Below are 14,764 nucleotides of genomic sequence, written 5' to 3' on the forward strand. Positions count from 1 at the left end.
GCAGTTTTACTAAGTCGTTCAGCGGATCAGCTCGGGCAACTTGTCCGTGCGGTCCTTCCAGTCATCGGCGTCGGGCAGGGCGCCCTTGCGCTTGGTGATGCTGGGCCACTTCTTGGCCAGGTCGGCGTTGAGCTTGATCATGTGCTGCATGTTTCCGGGCACATCTTCTTCCGGCACGATGGCGTTGACCGGGCACTCGGGGATGCAGACGGCGCAGTCGATGCATTCATCGGGGTCGATGGTCAGGAAGTTCTGGCCTTCGCGGAAGCAGTCAACGGGGCACACATCGACGCAGTCGGTGTACTTGCAGCGGATGCAGGATTCGAGGACGACGTGGGTCATGGTGGATCAGCTCGTGTAGTTGGGGCCAGAGTCGCTGCTGGGGCTGGCCTGTTCGGGCGTGGCGCAAAGCGGCGGCAAAAGACGGATTTTAATCAATGAGGCTGCGGGTCAGACCTTGATGGGGCGCAAGACCCGGCGTGATGGTGGAATTTGTGGGCGCAAAGCGGCCCGCCGAGGTCAGGGCTTGGGCGCCGGCGCCCACGGTGACCACGGTCGGCCGGCTCCGGTGCAGCAGCGAAGCGGCGGCCAGCTCGGCCACCGTGTGGTCGCTGCTCAAGGCATCGGCGCAGCCGGCGCGCGAGACCGCGGCCACTGGCGTGTCGCCCGGCCATCCAGCTTCCAGCAGCTTGCGGCCCAGTGCGGCGAGCTGGCGGCCGGCCATGTAGAAGACTTCGGTGTCGGCGCTGCGGGCGGCCTGAAGATCGCCGTCCTTGGTCATGGCTGTGGTCAGGCTGACGCTGCGGCCGGCGCCGCGGCGGGTCAGCGGCCGCTGCAGATGCGCGGCGGCGGCGATGGCCGCGGTCACGCCGGGCACGACTTCGCTGGCAATGCCGGCTTCATGGAGGGCGATCAGCTCTTCTTCGAGGCGGCCAAAGATACTGGCATCGCCGCCCTTGAGGCGCACGATGCGGCGGCCGGTCCGCGCTTGCTTGACCAGTGCGGCGTTGATGGCCGTCTGTTTGGTCGAGTCGCAAAAGCCGCGTTTGCCCACATCGATCCATTCCGCGTGGGGCGCCAGCTCGCGCAGGGCCGGGTCGGTCAGGGCGTCGAACAGCACCACCTCGGCGGCGGCCAGGGCGCGCGCGCCGCGCACGGTGATGAGGTCAGCGGCGCCGGGGCCGGCGCTGACGAAGAGGACGGTTTGTGGGCTCATGGGGCGACTCGTTTCGGGCCGTGGCGGGTTCAGCGCACCAACAGTGCGCCGCTGGTGCGGTTGCTGCTGGGGTCGACGACGATCAGGCTGCCGCCCACGCGGTTGCTGGCATAGGGCTCCACCGGCAGGGCGGCCTGCACCTCGATCTGCACATGGCCGATCTCGTTGACGTTCAGCTGCTCGGCGTCCAGCGGTTGCAGGCTGTGGATGTCCAGGCGATGCTCGATGGCGCTGATGCGGCCCTGCACCCAGCGGTTGCCGTGGCGCAGCCAGTACTTGCGGCCGGGCACTGCCGGTTCGGTGTCCAACCAGGCCAGGGTGGCTTTGAAGCTTTGCGTCGGTTGGGTCGAGCCCGGGGTGACGATCCAGTCGCCGCGCGAGACGTCGAGCTGGCGGTCCAGCACCACGCCAGCCGATTCGCCCGCCACGCTGTGGCTCACGGTCTCGCCGGCACGGCGTACTTCAGCCACGATGGCCTTCTCACCGCTGGGCAGGATCTGGATTTCGTCGCCGGCCTGGATCTGGCCATGGGCGATGCGGCCCCAAAGGGTGCGCGGCTGGTGGCCCGTGCCTTCACCCGTTTCACCGGGGTCTCGGGCCACGTACTGCACCGGGATCAAGACCTGACCCTCCACCTTTTCCTGCACGCCCGGCAGGCTTTCCAGCACCTGCAGCAGCGAGGGGCCCTGGTACCAGGTCGCCCATTCACCGGCCAGGGGCTGGGTGACGTTGTCGCCGCGCAGGGCGGAAACCGGCACGATGGCGGTGACGGCAATGCCGGCTTGCTCGGCAAAAGCGCGCAAGGCCTTGGACACGGCAGCAAAGGCCGGGCCGGGCTGTTCCAGCGCGTCGAGCTTGTTGACGGCGAAGACGATGCTGGGCACGCGCAGCAGATGGGCCAGCAGGCTGTGGCGGCGGGTCTGAGGCAGCAGCTCGACGGCCTCGACCGAGGTGTCGAGCTTGGTGATGTCCACCAGCACCACAGCGGCATCGCTGCCGGCGGCGGCCGTCACCATATTGCGGGTGTACTGCTCATGGCCGGGCGCGTCGGCAATGATGAACTTGCGCGTCTTGGTGGCGAAATAGCGGTAGGCCACATCGATGGTGATGCCTTGCTCGCGCTCGGCCTCCAGGCCATCGGTCAGCAGGGACAGGTCGATGGGCGCACCGGCTGCGCGCTTTTCCAGGGTGTCCAGCTGGTCGGCCAGGATGGCGCGGGAATCGAACAGCAGGCGGCCGATCAGGGTGCTCTTGCCATCGTCGACGCTGCCGGCGGTCAGGAAGCGCAGCGCGCGGTGGTGGGTGTCGACCTCAGAGTCGTGAATCAGGTGTTCAGCAACGGCGTTCATGATCAGAAATACCCTTCCTTCTTGCGGCGCTCCATCGAGGCCTCGGACGTGCGGTCGTCCATGCGGGTGGCGCCGCGCTCGCTGACGGTCACGGTCAGCGTCTCGGCCACGATGTCGGCGGCGGTGGCGGCCGTGCTTTCCACCGGGCAGGTGCAGGTCATATCGCCCACGGTGCGGAAGCGCACAGTGGCGGTTTCCACCGTCTCGCCGGCCTCGGGCGGTGTCACCTCGGTCAGCGGCACCAGCAAGCCCTTGCGGCGAATCACCGGGCGCTCATGCTTGAAGTACAAGCTGGGCAGGGGGATGTTCTCGCGGGCGATGTAGAGCCAGACATCCAGCTCCGTCCAGTTGCTGATCGGGAAGGCGCGGAAATGCTCGCCCGGGCGGATGCGGGTGTTGAACAGATTCCAGAGCTCGGGGCGCTGCTCCTTGGGCTGCCATTGGCCGAAGCTGTCCCGGTGGCTGAAGATGCGTTCCTTGGCGCGCGCCTTTTCTTCATCACGGCGGGCGCCGCCGATCAGCACGTCGAAGCGGTGCTCTTCGATCGCTTCCAGCAGGGTCACGGTCTGGTGGCCGTTGCGCGATTCCAGCGGGTGGGCCAGGCGCACCGTGCCCTTTTTGATCGACTCGTCCATGTGCGCGACGATCAGGCGCTCGCCCATCTCGGCCACGCGCTTCTCGCGGAACTCGATCACTTCGGGGAAGTTGTGGCCGGTGTCCACATGAACCAGCGGGAAGGGCAGCTTGCCCTTGAACTCTTTGCCGCTGGGATCGGCGGGATTGCGTTGCTTGAAGGCTTTTTCGGCCAGGCGCAAGACCACGCAAGAGTCCTTGCCGCTGGAGAACAGCAGGCCCGGGCGCTCGAAAGCGGCGGCCACTTCGCGCAGGATGAAGATGGCCTCCTCTTCCAGATGGTCCAGATGGCGCTGGTCCACCGTGGCGGCCAGTGCTTGCAGATTGAGGGGGGCGTTCATGCCGTGGCTCCTGACTTCAATTCTTCGTTCGAGCGGGCTTGGTGCAAGCCGCACTCTTTGGCATCTTCACTCTCCCACCACCAGCGTCCCGAGCGGAAATCCTCGCCGACCGAGATCGCCCGGGTGCAGGGCGCGCAGCCTATGCTGGGCATGAACTGGTCGTGCAAGGCGTTGTAGGGCACTTGGTGAGTGGCGATGTAATGCCAGACATCGGCCCAGCTCCAGTCGGCCAGCACATTGAGCTTGACCCGGCCTTGGCCGTCCAGCTCCTCGGCGGGCACCTCGGCGCGGTTCTGGCTCTGCTCGCGGCGCAGGCCGGTGATCCAGGCCGTGCGGCCGGCCAGCATGCGGCCCAGGGGCTCCAGCTTGCGCACGCCGCAGCAGGCCTTGCGCAGGGCCAGGCTCTCGTACATGGCGCGCTCGCCATGGGTCTTCACGAAATGCACCACTTGCTCGGCCACCGGACGGAAGACCTGCACCGAGAGGCCGTAGCGGGCCTCGATCTGCGGCAGCAGGGCAAGTGTTTCTGCATGTAGGGCGTCGGTGTCCAGGGTGGCGATGTCGATGGCCAGACCATGGCGTGCGATCAGGTCGGTGATGACCATGTCCTCGGCGCCCAGGCTGCTGCTCTGGATCAGGCCGGCGCCGAAGCGCTCGGCAGCCTCCCGCAGCTGGGCGACGCTGGCGGCCACGCGCTCTTCAAAGCCGGGCGTGGCGCGGGCATACAGGCCCACGGCCGAGGCGCTGGCCGCGGCACCGGGCAGGCTGCTCAGTGAAGAGACGCCTCCGTCGCTCATGCCGCGCCTCGTGCAAACACCGGCTGGCTCTGGTCCACATCGCCCTGGTAATGGGCCGGGAAGAAGGCCAGGGCGCGCTCGGCCGCCGCCTGGCTTTCGCCGGCGCGAAGCTGCACGGCATTGAAACCGCAGCGGGCCAGCAAGGGCAACATGTCGACGATCACTTCGCCGGTGGCGCGGATCTCACCGGCAAAGCGGTAGCGCGAGCGCAGCAGGCGGGCCTGGCTGTAGGCGCGGCCGTCCACCCATTTCGGGAACTTCAGGGCCACCAGGGCCAGGCGCGGCAGGTCATGCGCCAGGTCTTCGATGGCGTAGTCATTGGGCACTTCGACGCCGGTGGCCAGGCCCGCGGGCCAATGGTCGCGCACGGCATGCCATTGCTCCAGGCTCAGCAGCAGGTTGGGCGCCGGGTCCGGGTGCGGCATGGGGCCGTCTTCGCCGAGCACGTGGTGCCATTGGGGATGGGTGCTGTCGATGAATTTCATGGTCGTCGTCGGCTGGGCGGTAGTCATTGGGCGGCGGCGCCGCTGTGGGTGCCAGTCAGCGTGCGAACGGCGTTAGCCGGCGCCTTGAAAGGCTCGAGGCCGATGCGGCGCACGGTGTCGATGAAGCGCTCGCTGTGGCCAGCGCGCTCGCTGCGGTAGGTCTGCACGATGGACTCGATCACATCGGGCACCTCGTCGGCCGCAAACGAGGGGCCGATCACCTTGCCTGGCACCGAAGCACCCGACAGGGTCGAGCCGTCCGAGCCGCCCAGCGAGATCTGGTACCACTCCTTGCCGTCCTTGTCGACGCCGAGGATGCCGATGTGGCCGCTGTGGTGGTGGCCGCAGCTGTTGATGCAGCCGCTGATGTGCAGGTCGATGTCGCCGATGTCGTACTGCTCGTCCAGGTCCTCGAAGCGCTCGGTGATGGCCGCTGCCACCGGAATCGAGCGTGCATTGGCCAGGGCGCAGAAGTCGCCACCGGGGCAGGCAATCATGTCGGTCAGCAGGCCGATATTGGGCGTGGCGAAGCCGAGCGTGCGGCTGGCTTCAAACAGAGCCGGCAGGTCGGCCTCGCGCACCCAGGTCAGCACCAGGTTCTGGTCGTGGCTGACGCGCAGCTCGCCCAGGCCGAAGCGCTCGGACAGTTCGGCAGCGCCGTCCATTTGCGCGTCGGTGGCGTCGCCGGGGGCGATGCCGGCGCGCTTGAGCGACAAGGTCACGGCGCGATAGCCCGGCACGCGGTGGCCGTGGACGTTGCGCTCCAGCCAACGCTTGTAGGGGCCTGCTTCCACGCCCGCGAAGATGTCGCTGCGCTCGCCCGGCTGCACGCCGGCCGGCGTGGTGAAGCTGGCCGCCACACGGTCCAGCTCCGCCTGCGGGATCAGGTGCTCGCGGCCGCCTTCGTCCAGTTCCAGGATCTGCTTGAACTCGGCGTTCACGTCGTCGAAGAAGGCCTGGCCTTCGGCCTTGACCAGGATCTTGATGCGGGCCTTGTAGGCGTTGTCGCGGCGGCCGTAGCGGTTGTAGACGCGCACGATGGCCTCGATGTAGACGAGGATCTGCTGCCAGGGCAGGAACTCGTTGATCACCTGGCCGATGATGGGCGTGCGGCCCATGCCGCCGCCGACCAGCACCTGGAAGCCGACCTCGCCGGCCTCGTTCTTCTTCAGCTGCAGGCCGATGTCGTGCCAGGCGATGGCCGCGCGGTCTTCGGCCGCGCCCGAGATGGCGATCTTGAATTTGCGAGGCAGGAAGGCGAACTCGGGGTGCAGGGTGCTCCACTGGCGCAGCACTTCGGCGTAAGGGCGCGGGTCGACGATCTCGTCGGGCGCGATGCCGGCGAAGCAGTCGCTGGTGATGTTGCGGATGCAGTTGCCGCTGGTCTGGATGCCGTGCATGTCGACCGCAGCCAGGCGGTCCATCACATCGGCGGCCTGAGGCAGGGGGATCCAGTTGTACTGCAGGTTCTGGCGCGTGGTGAAGTGGCCATAGCCGCGGTCAAAGTCGCGGGCGATGCCGGCCAGGGCGCGCAGCTGGGCGCTGGACAAGACACCGTAAGGCACGGCCACGCGCAGCATGGGCGCATGGCGCTGCACATACCAGCCGTTTTGCAGGCGCAAGGGGCGGAACTCTTCGTCGCTCAGGGTGCCGGCCAGATTGCGTTCGAGCTGGTCGCGGAACTGAGCGGCGCGGGCGTGGACGAACTGGCGGTCGAAGTCGGTGTACTGGTACATGGCGGGCTTGTCAGGAGCAATCGGTGGATCTGAAGGGTTTCGGCCGGGCGGGCGTTCAATGAATGACTTTCCAGCCGGCCAGCAGCAGGGAGCCGCAGAGCAGGCCGCGCACCACGCCGTCGGGCAGGCGGCGCGTCAGTTGGGCGCCCAGCCAGATGCCGGGCATGGAGCCGATCAGCAGCGGCAGCAGCAAGGTCCAATTTACATTTCCCAGCGTCGCATGGCCAATGCCCGCGACCAGGGTCAGGGGAACGGCATGGGCGATGTCGCTGCCGACGATGTAGCGCGCTTCCAGGCGCGGGTAGATCAGCAGAATCAGGGTGGCGCCGATCGCGCCGGCGCCGATCGAAGACAGCGAAACCAGCACGCCCAGCAGCACGCCGGCCGCGACCGTCAGCGCCGGCTTGCGCGACTCGGGGATGTGGCGTTCCAGGCGCAGGCCCACGGCTTGCCACGATTTTTTGAAGGCCACCACCAGCGCAGTCAAGAAGAGGGCAATGCCCAGGGAAAAGGTCAGGGTGCTGGCCCAGCCCTTGGTGATGTCGGTGACGTGCATCAGGGCCACGGTGGCAATCGATGCGGGGATGCTGCCGGCCAGCAGCAGGGCGGTCAGGCCCCATTTCACATGGCCATGGCGCGAGTGCGCCACCGAGCCGGACATCTTGGTCAGGGCGGCAAACCACAGGTCGGTGCCGATGGCCACGGCCGGGCTGAGCCGGAATACCGACAGCAACAGCGGCGTCATCAGCGAACCGCCGCCCACGCCGGTCACCCCGACGATGGCGCCGACGCCAAATCCACTTGCAACCGCCAACCAGTCCACATCCGCTCCTTGAGGTGAGGCGCGCTCAGGCGTCTCAGGGGGCGGACTTTATGCAGATTTCATATATCCTCAAACTATTAATTCGTAGATTGCTTATCCGCATTTTAATATATAAAAAGCAAGCGCAGGTCGGCGGGCACAGGACCTGCCGCCGGCCTGTCATGACTCGGCGGCGATACTGGCGGCCCCGCAGCTTTGTCCTCCGCCCGCCATGTCCTCTTTCCCGCACCCGCGCAGCGAAGTCACCAAGGTTGCCGTCTACTGGGATTTCGAGAACCTCCATGCGGTGCTGGCCAATGCCGCCCATGGCGACGGCGCCTACCGGGAAAACCGGCTCAAGCCGCAGCCGGTGTTCGTGGACCTGAATCCCATCCTGGAGTACGCCGCCTCGCTGGGCGACATCATCATCAACCGGGCCTATGGCAACTGGCAGTTCTTCGCCAACTATCGCCATGTGCTCAATGAAGCGGGCGTGGACCTGATCCAGATGTTCCCGCGCGGCCAGAACATGAAGAACAGCGCCGACATCCGCATGGCGCTGGACGCGCTCAGCGATGTGCACAACCACCCGCACCTGAGCCATGTGGTGGTGATCTCCAGCGACAGCGACTTCATCAGCCTGGCGCAGAAGGTCAAGCAGGCCGGGCGCTTCATCGCCGGCGTCGGCGTGGCCGGGGTCAGCAACCGCTTCTGGACCGCCAGCTGCAACGAATTCAAGTTCTACCAAAACCTGCTGGCGGCCTCGCTGGCGGCGCGTGGGCCGCAGGACGAGGCCCAGCCGGCGGCGGCGCTGCTGGGCGGCGTGGTGCCGAGCGCGGAAGAAGCGGAAGACACCGAGGTGGTCGGCTCGCCGTCGCTGGTCGAGGCGCGTGGCGCGTTGCAGCGGGCACTGACGCAGCTGGTGGACCGCAACGGCGAAAACTATGTCTCGCGCAGCGCGCTCAAGGTCTTCATCAAGCGCCTGCTGCCCTCCTTTGACGAGCAGGCCCTGGGCTGCAGCAATTTCTCCGAATTTCTCAAGCGCTTCCCCGAACTGGTGAGCGAGATCGACAACGTCAGCGGCGGCCATGTCGCCCGGGTCGGTCAGCCGGTCGGCCAGGGGACGGCCGAGCCCGAGGGCGAGTCAGCCCTGGATTGAGGGCTTGCTCGCCCGGCCAGCGCTGGGCGGGCTTCGCTGCCAGAATGCCCGGCCGGGGCCGGCCGACCTGCCGCACGGGCCGCCTCCACCCAGAATTACCCATCCCCCCACCACTTTGCGAGACCGCACCATGACCCACCCCACACCGTTCCTGCAGCAAGCCAGCGTGCCCGTCTTCAAGCAAATGCTGGGCGGCCTGGCCGATGTGCTGAACAAGGCCGAGGCCCATGCCACGGCACGCAATATCGACCCCCAGGTGCTGCTGCAATCGCGCCTGTTCCCGGACATGTTCGCGCTGCTGCGCCAGGTCCAGGTGGCGTGTGACTTCGCCAAGGGCGTGAGCGCCCGCCTGGCCGGCGCCGAGGTGCCCAGCGTGGCCGATGACGAAACCAGCTTCGCCCAGCTGCACGCGCGCATCCAGAGCACGATCGCCTTCATCGACAGCCTGCCGGCCGCCGCCTTCGAAACCGCCGGTGAGCGTGAGATCGTCCTGCGCCCCGGCACGCCCAAAGAGCGCCGCTTTGCCGGCCAGGCCTATCTGCTGGCTTACGGCCTGCCGCAGTTCTTCTTCCATGTGACCACGGCCTACGCCATCCTGCGTCACAACGGCATCGAGCTGGGCAAGAAGGACTATATGGGCGCGTACTGATCGCTAAGGCCCGGTCCTATTTCCCCTAAGGGCTTGAGAACCGGGTGCACCGTCTGTGCTTCATGTCAAACTGTCGAGCGGTTTTTCGAGCACGCTGGAAACAACCATTCGTCAATCTGTGCAGCACGCACGCCAACTGAGGAGCGACTCATGGCCAAAGGTCAGCAAAAGAGCAACAAGGAAACCAAGAAGCCCAAGAAGGACAGCTCGCCGCCGAAGCCGATTTCCAGTGGCGCGGTGATGCCCACCGTCACCACCGTGGTGCCGGATCGCAGCAAGAAGGCCAAGTAAGCCCGCGCGTCGGGCGCCTTCGGCGCCTGCACGCTGTCGCACAGGCCAGAAGAAAACAGGCCACGGTTGCTTCCCAGCAGCCGTGGCTTTTTTCTTTTTTGGCCCCGCTGGCTCGTGCGGCCTCAGCACAAGCCCTGCTGCTAGTTCCTGTTTTTGGTTCTAGACTGGTTTTAAATTGGATCCAGTTTGGTCTCAAAAACACGAGAGGGAGCAGGCGCATGGACAGACGGCGATTTCTGGCCTGGGGCGGCGTGGGCGGCTTGGCCGCCACGGGTTTGCCGGGCTGCGGAGGTGGCGGGGCTAGCGTAGAGGCCTTACCGCCGCCGCCGCCAGCCCCCGCTCCCACGCCGGCCCCGGCCCCGCCAGGCCCGGAGGCTGCGGAATGGCAGCGCCTGGCTGGCCAGCTGCAGGGGCAGCTGCTGCGCCCCGGAGACGCGGCCTATGAAAGCCAGCGCCTGCTCGCCAATGCCCGCTATGACGCCTTGCTGCGCCCGGCCGGCCTGGTGCGCTGTGCCGGCGCCGCCGATGTCAGCGCGGCCCTGGCTTTTGCCCGCCGCAACAGCCTGACCCTGACGCCGCGCAGCGGCGGCCACAGCTATCTGGGCGCGTCCAGCGGCCCCGGCCTGGTGATCGATGTCGGGCCGATGAACAGCGTGCGGCTGGACGGCGAGATCGCCGTGGTGGGTGCAGGGGCGACGCTTGCCGATGTGTACGAAGGCTTGCTCCAGCACGGGCGCTGCATTCCTTCGGGCAGCTGCCTCAGCGTCGGCATCACTGGCATCACGCTGGGCGGAGGCTTCGGGGTGCTGGACCGCGCCCATGGGCTGAGCTGTGACGCCCTGGTCGGGGCGAAAGTGGTCAATGCCGAAGGGCAGACCCTGGTCTGTGATGCCGGCCAGAACAGCGATTTGTTCTGGGCCTTGCGCGGTGGTGGCGGTGGGCAGTTCGGCATCGTGACCGAGCTGCGCTTTCAAACCCATGCGGAGGGCCCGCTGCTGCAGTTCAGCGCCTCTTTCCCCTTGGATGATCTGGAGCCGGTGCTGGCCGCCTGGCAGCGCTGGCCTGAGCAGGGGCTGCCGGATTCCGCCTGGTCGCAGCTCGCCGTGTCCCCGGTTGGTGGCCGCCTTTGGGGTCTGGCCCTGGGCACTCACAGCGAAGCGGCCCAGTTCGCGCCCATCTGGCAGGCGCTGCTGACGCGCATCAATCGCTCCGCCGTGGTGGCCGCCCCTCTGCAGACCCGCAGCTACAGGGAGGTCTTGCTCGGTGATTGCTCGGGCTTGAGCCTGGCGCAATGCCATTTGCCGGCGCAGAACCCGGCCGGCCTGCTGCGCCGGGTGGCCATGGCGGCCAGCTCGGATTTCTTCGACCAGGCTTTGCCCGCAGAAGGCCTGCTCGCTCTGGCCCAGGCCCTGCGGGCCCGACGAGGCCAGGGCTCCGGCGGCGTGATCCTGAATCTGATGGGCGGCGCCATCGCCCGCGTGCCGGCGCAAGCGACCGCGTTTGCGCACCGGGCGGCTCGGTTCAGCGCCCAGTACGGCGTGGAGTTGCCGCCGTTTGCCGGCGCCGCCGCCGTGGAAGAGGGGGCCGCTTGGGCCCATGGCCTGCGCCAACTGATGCAGCCTTGGAGCAGCGGCCGGGCCTATCTGAACTACCCTGATGCCGCCATCGCCCAGCCCCTGATCGCCTATCACGGCGCCCATCTGGCGCGGCTGCAGCAGATCAAGCAGGCCCAGGATCCGGCCGGGGTGTTCAAGACCATCCAGGGGCTTTAGCCCGGCAAAGTTACACTGGCCGCCCAGCGTTTCTCACGCGTTTCTCGCGCCCCCGACAACCATGGCCGGCCTCAGCACCGACACTCCCAGCCCGACCGACATCACCGTGCACCAGCAGAGCCGGGTGCTGGAGGTGGCGTTTTCCGACGGCGCGCGTTTCCGCATCCCCTTCGAGCTGATGCGCGTCTACAGCCCCTCGGCCGAGGTGCAGGGCCATGGGCCGGGCCAGGAAACGCTGCAGACCGGCAAGCGCGAGGTGCAGATCACCGGCCTGGAGCCGATCGGCCATTACGCCGTGCGGCCGCAGTTTTCCGACGGCCACGACAGCGGCCTGTTCACCTGGGACTATCTCTACCGCCTGGGCCGGGACGAGGCGCAACTCTGGCGCGACTATGAAGCGCGCCTGGCGGCAGCCGGCCTCAGCCGCGATGCGGCCATGAAGCCGGCAACGGCCGCAGGCGGCGGCCACGGCTGCGCCAGCCATTGAACGCACGAACGAGTAAGCGCAGGCCGCACGGCGCCGCAACCCCATTTTTCGAGAGCACCGCACCATGAGCAGCACCCATTTCGGCTTCCAGACCGTCGACGAGCGCGAGAAGGCCAGCCGCGTGCGCGGCGTTTTCGACTCGGTGGCGTCCAAGTACGACGTCATGAACGACCTGATGTCCATGGGCATGCACCGCGCCTGGAAGGCCTACACCGTGGCCGTCGCCAACCTCAAGGCCGGTGACCGGGTGCTGGACATTGCCGGCGGCACCGGCGACTTGTCGCGCGCCTTCGCCAAGAAGGTGGGCGAGAGCGGCATGGTGGTGCACACCGACATCAACGAGGCCATGCTGCGCCAGGGCCGCAACCGCCTGCTCGACGAAGGCCTGATCCTGCCGACCAACCTCTGCGATGCCGAAAAGCTGCCCTACAAGGCCGGCAGCTTCGACCTGGTCAGCGTGGCCTTCGGCCTGCGCAATATGACCCACAAGGACCAGGCCCTGGCCGAGATGTGCCGTGTGCTCAAGCCCGGTGGCCGTTTGCTGGTGCTGGAGTTCTCCAAGGTGGCCGCGCCGCTGCAAAAGCCGTACGACTGGTACTCCTTCAAGATCTTGCCCAAGCTGGGCCAGATGATTGCCGGCGACGCCGAGAGCTACCGCTATCTGGCCGAGTCCATCCGCATGCACCCGAGCCAGCAGGAGCTCAAGGCCCTGATGAAGACCGCCGGCTTCGGCCATGTCGATGTTCACAATCTGAGCGCCGGCGTGGTGGCGCTGCATGCCGGCATCAAGTGCTGAACGCGGGAGCGTGAAGGCCGGGCGCTGAGGCAAGAGGCGCGCCTTGCAAGTGGGCGATCTGAAGCCCGTTCAAATCGGCCGCGGCCGATTGTGACTATTCGAAATGACACATTGATTTCGACCGTCGCCGGCGAGATTCAGGGTATTCCCTGGCTCGCCGAATCTCGGCCCGGCGAGCGGGCCGCCACTGCGGGTAAACCGTGAGAAAGAACCCCCCCTGATTACCGGTCGGGCCGGGACGAATTGTCATTTTCCAAAGTTACACTCGCTCGTCCCAGAGAGGGCGAGGTTGCATGCTGCGTTGCAGCATCAGTTTTAGCGCCTGAAGCCGGCGCCTTGCGCAAGTAGAGAGAAAGACAAGCCATGTACCTGACGAATCAAGAAAATGTCCGCGCTGAGAACGGCTCGGCTGGTTTTGGCGGCTTGCGCGTGGCGGCGGTTGCCGCTGCGGTCGTGGCCGTGATGCTGGCGGGTTGTGGTGGCGAGAGCAGCAAGTCCGACAAGGCGTCGCAGACGGCCGCCAAGGTGAACAAGGAAGAGATCACCGTCCATCAGATCAACTTCGTGCTGCAGCGCCAACAAGGCCTCAAGCCTGAGCAGGCCGAGGCCGCCAGCAAGCAAGTGCTGGAGCGTTTGATCGAGCAGGAACTGGCCGTGCAGAAGGCGCAAGAGCTGAAGCTCGACCGCGACCCACGTGTGGTGCAGCAGATCGAAGCCGCCAAGCGCGAAATCATTGCCCGCGCGTACGTCGAGCGGATCGGTGAATCGATCACCAAGCCGACCAGCGAGGAAGTGGCCAAGTATTACAACGAGAAACCCGCGCTCTTCAAGGACCGCCGTATTTACAGCCTGCAGGAATTGGCCATTGAAGCCAAGCCCGAGCAGTTTGGTCAATTGCGCCAGAAACTCGAAAGCTCCAAGAATATTGGCGAGTTTGCTGAGTTTCTCAAGGCCAACGATTTCCGCTTCACCGGCAACCAAGCCGTGCGTGCCGCCGAGCAGTTGCCCCTCAATGGCCTGGAGTCGATCGCCCGCATGAAGGACGGCGACTCCGCCGTCACCCAGACCGCCAACGGCATCACCGTGCTCTTCCTGGTCGGCTCGCGCAGCCAGCCCGTGGACGAAGCCCGTGCCCGCCCGGCCATCGAAGCCTTCCTGGTCAACCAGCGCAAGACCGAAGTGGTGCAGAAGGACATCAAGGGTCTGCGTGACGCCGCCAAGATCGACTACATCGGCAAGTTCGCCGGTGGCCCGGCAGCGGCTGCATCCGCCGCTGCAGTGGCAGCTCCGGCAGTCGCTCCGGCCGTTGCGGTCGAAGCACCGGCCGCTGCCGCCAGTGGCCTCAATGCCGCCGACATCTCCAAGGGTATGGGCCTGAAGTGAAGCGCATCATGACGAAGAAGTCCTTGTCTCTTTCTTCCCTGAGCGGGCTGGCGCTGGTGGCTGCCTTGGCGGTGGCCCAGGCTCCCGCTGCGGCGCAGAGCTCGGCCATGGCCGGCGCCACCGCTGCCTCTGCTGCCACGCTGGAGTACCGGCTGGGTTCCGGCGATGTGCTGCGCATCTCGGTCTACCAGAACCCGGACCTGACGCTGGAAACCCGGGTCGCCGAAAGCGGCATGATCTCCTTCCCGCTGCTGGGCAATATCCGCATCGGCGGTCTGAGCGCCACCCAGGCCGAGAAGCTGATCTCCGACGGCCTGAAGAGCGGCAACTTCGTCAAGAACCCGCAAGTCACCGTGGTGGTGTTGCAAGTCAAGGGCAACCAGGCCAGCGTGCTGGGCCAGGTCAACCGCCCGGGCCGCTACCCGATCGAAACCGCCGACATGCGCCTGACCGACCTGCTGGCCAATGCCGGCGGCATCGCCGTCAGCGGCTCCGAGGTGCTGGTGCTCAGCGGCAGCCGCAACGGCCAGCCTTACCGCGCCGAGATCGACCTGCCGGCCATCTTCGGCCCTGGCGGTCGCGAGCAAGACGTGCTGATCCAGAACGGCGACGTCATCTGGGTCGAACGCGCGCCCATGGTCTACATCTACGGCGAAGTGCAGCGCCCCGGCCCGATGCGCCTGGAGCGCGGCATGACCGTCATGCAATCGCTGGCCACCGGCGGCGGCATCACCCAGCGCGGCACCGAAAAAGGCATTCGCGTCCACCGCAAGGGCCCGGACGGCAAAGTCCAGGTGCTGCAGATCCCGATGGACGAAGGTCTGAAGGACGGCGACGTGGTGTATGTCAAAGAGAGCTTGTTCTAAAA

General features: G+C 66.6%; 16 protein-coding genes. 8 read left to right on the forward strand and 8 right to left on the reverse strand.

The window, feature by feature from the left end; genetic code table 11:
• Nucleotides 1–18: 18 nt before the first annotated feature.
• The 8 genes from fdxA to ACQY39_RS10000 all read right to left on the reverse strand — a co-directional run bounded on the left by fdxA (nucleotide 19) and on the right by ACQY39_RS10000 (nucleotide 7,380).
• Entirely contained in the window at nucleotides 19–342 is a 324-nt protein-coding gene (gene fdxA, locus ACQY39_RS09965) for a ferredoxin FdxA (RefSeq protein ID WP_263520204.1), read from the reverse strand.
• An 88-nt stretch (nucleotides 343–430) separates the two neighbouring features.
• Nucleotides 431–1,216 carry a uroporphyrinogen-III C-methyltransferase gene (cobA, locus tag ACQY39_RS09970; RefSeq protein ID WP_428505764.1) on the reverse strand — a complete coding sequence of 262 codons (786 nt, stop codon included), beginning with the start codon at nucleotides 1,214–1,216 and terminating at the stop codon, nucleotides 431–433.
• 29 nt (nucleotides 1,217–1,245) lie between these two features.
• Nucleotides 1,246–2,565 carry a sulfate adenylyltransferase subunit 1 gene (locus ACQY39_RS09975; RefSeq protein ID WP_428505766.1) on the reverse strand — a complete coding sequence of 440 codons (1,320 nt, stop codon included), beginning with the start codon at nucleotides 2,563–2,565 and terminating at the stop codon, nucleotides 1,246–1,248.
• A gap of 2 nt (nucleotides 2,566–2,567) precedes the next feature.
• Nucleotides 2,568–3,539, reverse strand: a complete 972-nt coding sequence (gene cysD / locus ACQY39_RS09980) for a sulfate adenylyltransferase subunit CysD (protein WP_428505768.1) — start codon at nucleotides 3,537–3,539, stop codon at nucleotides 2,568–2,570.
• Nucleotides 3,536–4,336, reverse strand: coding sequence for a phosphoadenylyl-sulfate reductase (locus ACQY39_RS09985; protein WP_428505770.1), 801 nt, complete (start codon nucleotides 4,334–4,336; stop codon nucleotides 3,536–3,538). Before ACQY39_RS09985 ends, cysD begins: the two co-directional genes overlap by 4 nt.
• Nucleotides 4,333–4,821: a DUF934 domain-containing protein gene (locus tag ACQY39_RS09990; protein ID WP_428505772.1), complete on the reverse strand. Its 489-nt coding sequence runs from the start codon at nucleotides 4,819–4,821 to the stop codon at nucleotides 4,333–4,335. Before ACQY39_RS09990 ends, ACQY39_RS09985 begins: the two co-directional genes overlap by 4 nt.
• A 23-nt stretch (nucleotides 4,822–4,844) precedes the next feature.
• Nucleotides 4,845–6,557 (reverse strand): nitrite/sulfite reductase, encoded by a 1,713-nt coding sequence (locus ACQY39_RS09995; RefSeq protein WP_428505774.1) that lies wholly within the window; start codon nucleotides 6,555–6,557, stop codon nucleotides 4,845–4,847.
• 55 nt (nucleotides 6,558–6,612) lie between these two features.
• Nucleotides 6,613–7,380 carry a sulfite exporter TauE/SafE family protein gene (locus tag ACQY39_RS10000; protein ID WP_428505776.1) on the reverse strand — a complete coding sequence of 256 codons (768 nt, stop codon included), beginning with the start codon at nucleotides 7,378–7,380 and terminating at the stop codon, nucleotides 6,613–6,615.
• 211 nt (nucleotides 7,381–7,591) lie between these two features.
• Here ACQY39_RS10000 and ACQY39_RS10005 point away from each other — a divergent pair, with 211 nt between their 5' ends.
• The 8 genes from ACQY39_RS10005 to epsE all read left to right on the forward strand — a co-directional run bounded on the left by ACQY39_RS10005 (nucleotide 7,592) and on the right by epsE (nucleotide 14,762).
• Entirely contained in the window at nucleotides 7,592–8,518 is a 927-nt protein-coding gene (locus ACQY39_RS10005; protein ID WP_428505778.1) for an NYN domain-containing protein, read from the forward strand.
• Between the two features lie 130 nt (nucleotides 8,519–8,648).
• Nucleotides 8,649–9,167: a DUF1993 domain-containing protein gene (locus tag ACQY39_RS10010; RefSeq protein ID WP_428505780.1), complete on the forward strand. Its 519-nt coding sequence runs from the start codon at nucleotides 8,649–8,651 to the stop codon at nucleotides 9,165–9,167.
• A gap of 150 nt (nucleotides 9,168–9,317) precedes the next feature.
• A complete protein-coding gene (locus ACQY39_RS10015) occupies nucleotides 9,318–9,458 on the forward strand; it encodes a hypothetical protein (RefSeq protein WP_263520013.1) in 141 nt (46 codons plus the stop codon).
• Nucleotides 9,459–9,676: 218 nt separating this feature from the next.
• The gene (locus ACQY39_RS10020; RefSeq protein ID WP_428505782.1) at nucleotides 9,677–11,230 is read left to right on the forward strand and encodes an FAD-binding protein; all 1,554 of its coding nucleotides are present in this window, start codon (nucleotides 9,677–9,679) and stop codon (nucleotides 11,228–11,230) included.
• A 61-nt stretch (nucleotides 11,231–11,291) separates the two neighbouring features.
• Nucleotides 11,292–11,717: a gamma-butyrobetaine hydroxylase-like domain-containing protein gene (locus ACQY39_RS10025; RefSeq protein WP_428505784.1), complete on the forward strand. Its 426-nt coding sequence runs from the start codon at nucleotides 11,292–11,294 to the stop codon at nucleotides 11,715–11,717.
• Nucleotides 11,718–11,781: 64 nt separating this feature from the next.
• Entirely contained in the window at nucleotides 11,782–12,513 is a 732-nt protein-coding gene (ubiE, locus tag ACQY39_RS10030; RefSeq protein WP_428505786.1) for a bifunctional demethylmenaquinone methyltransferase/2-methoxy-6-polyprenyl-1,4-benzoquinol methylase UbiE, read from the forward strand.
• A 363-nt stretch (nucleotides 12,514–12,876) separates the two neighbouring features.
• Nucleotides 12,877–13,896 (forward strand): EpsD family peptidyl-prolyl cis-trans isomerase, encoded by a 1,020-nt coding sequence (locus tag ACQY39_RS10035; protein WP_428505788.1) that lies wholly within the window; start codon nucleotides 12,877–12,879, stop codon nucleotides 13,894–13,896.
• An 8-nt stretch (nucleotides 13,897–13,904) separates the two neighbouring features.
• Nucleotides 13,905–14,762 carry a polysaccharide export protein EpsE gene (gene epsE / locus ACQY39_RS10040; RefSeq protein ID WP_428505790.1) on the forward strand — a complete coding sequence of 286 codons (858 nt, stop codon included), beginning with the start codon at nucleotides 13,905–13,907 and terminating at the stop codon, nucleotides 14,760–14,762.
• Nucleotides 14,763–14,764: the final 2 nt, after the last annotated feature.

It is taken from the genome of Roseateles sp. (assembly GCF_965262435.1).
Classification (GTDB): Bacteria; Pseudomonadota; Gammaproteobacteria; order Burkholderiales; family Burkholderiaceae_C; genus Paucibacter_A.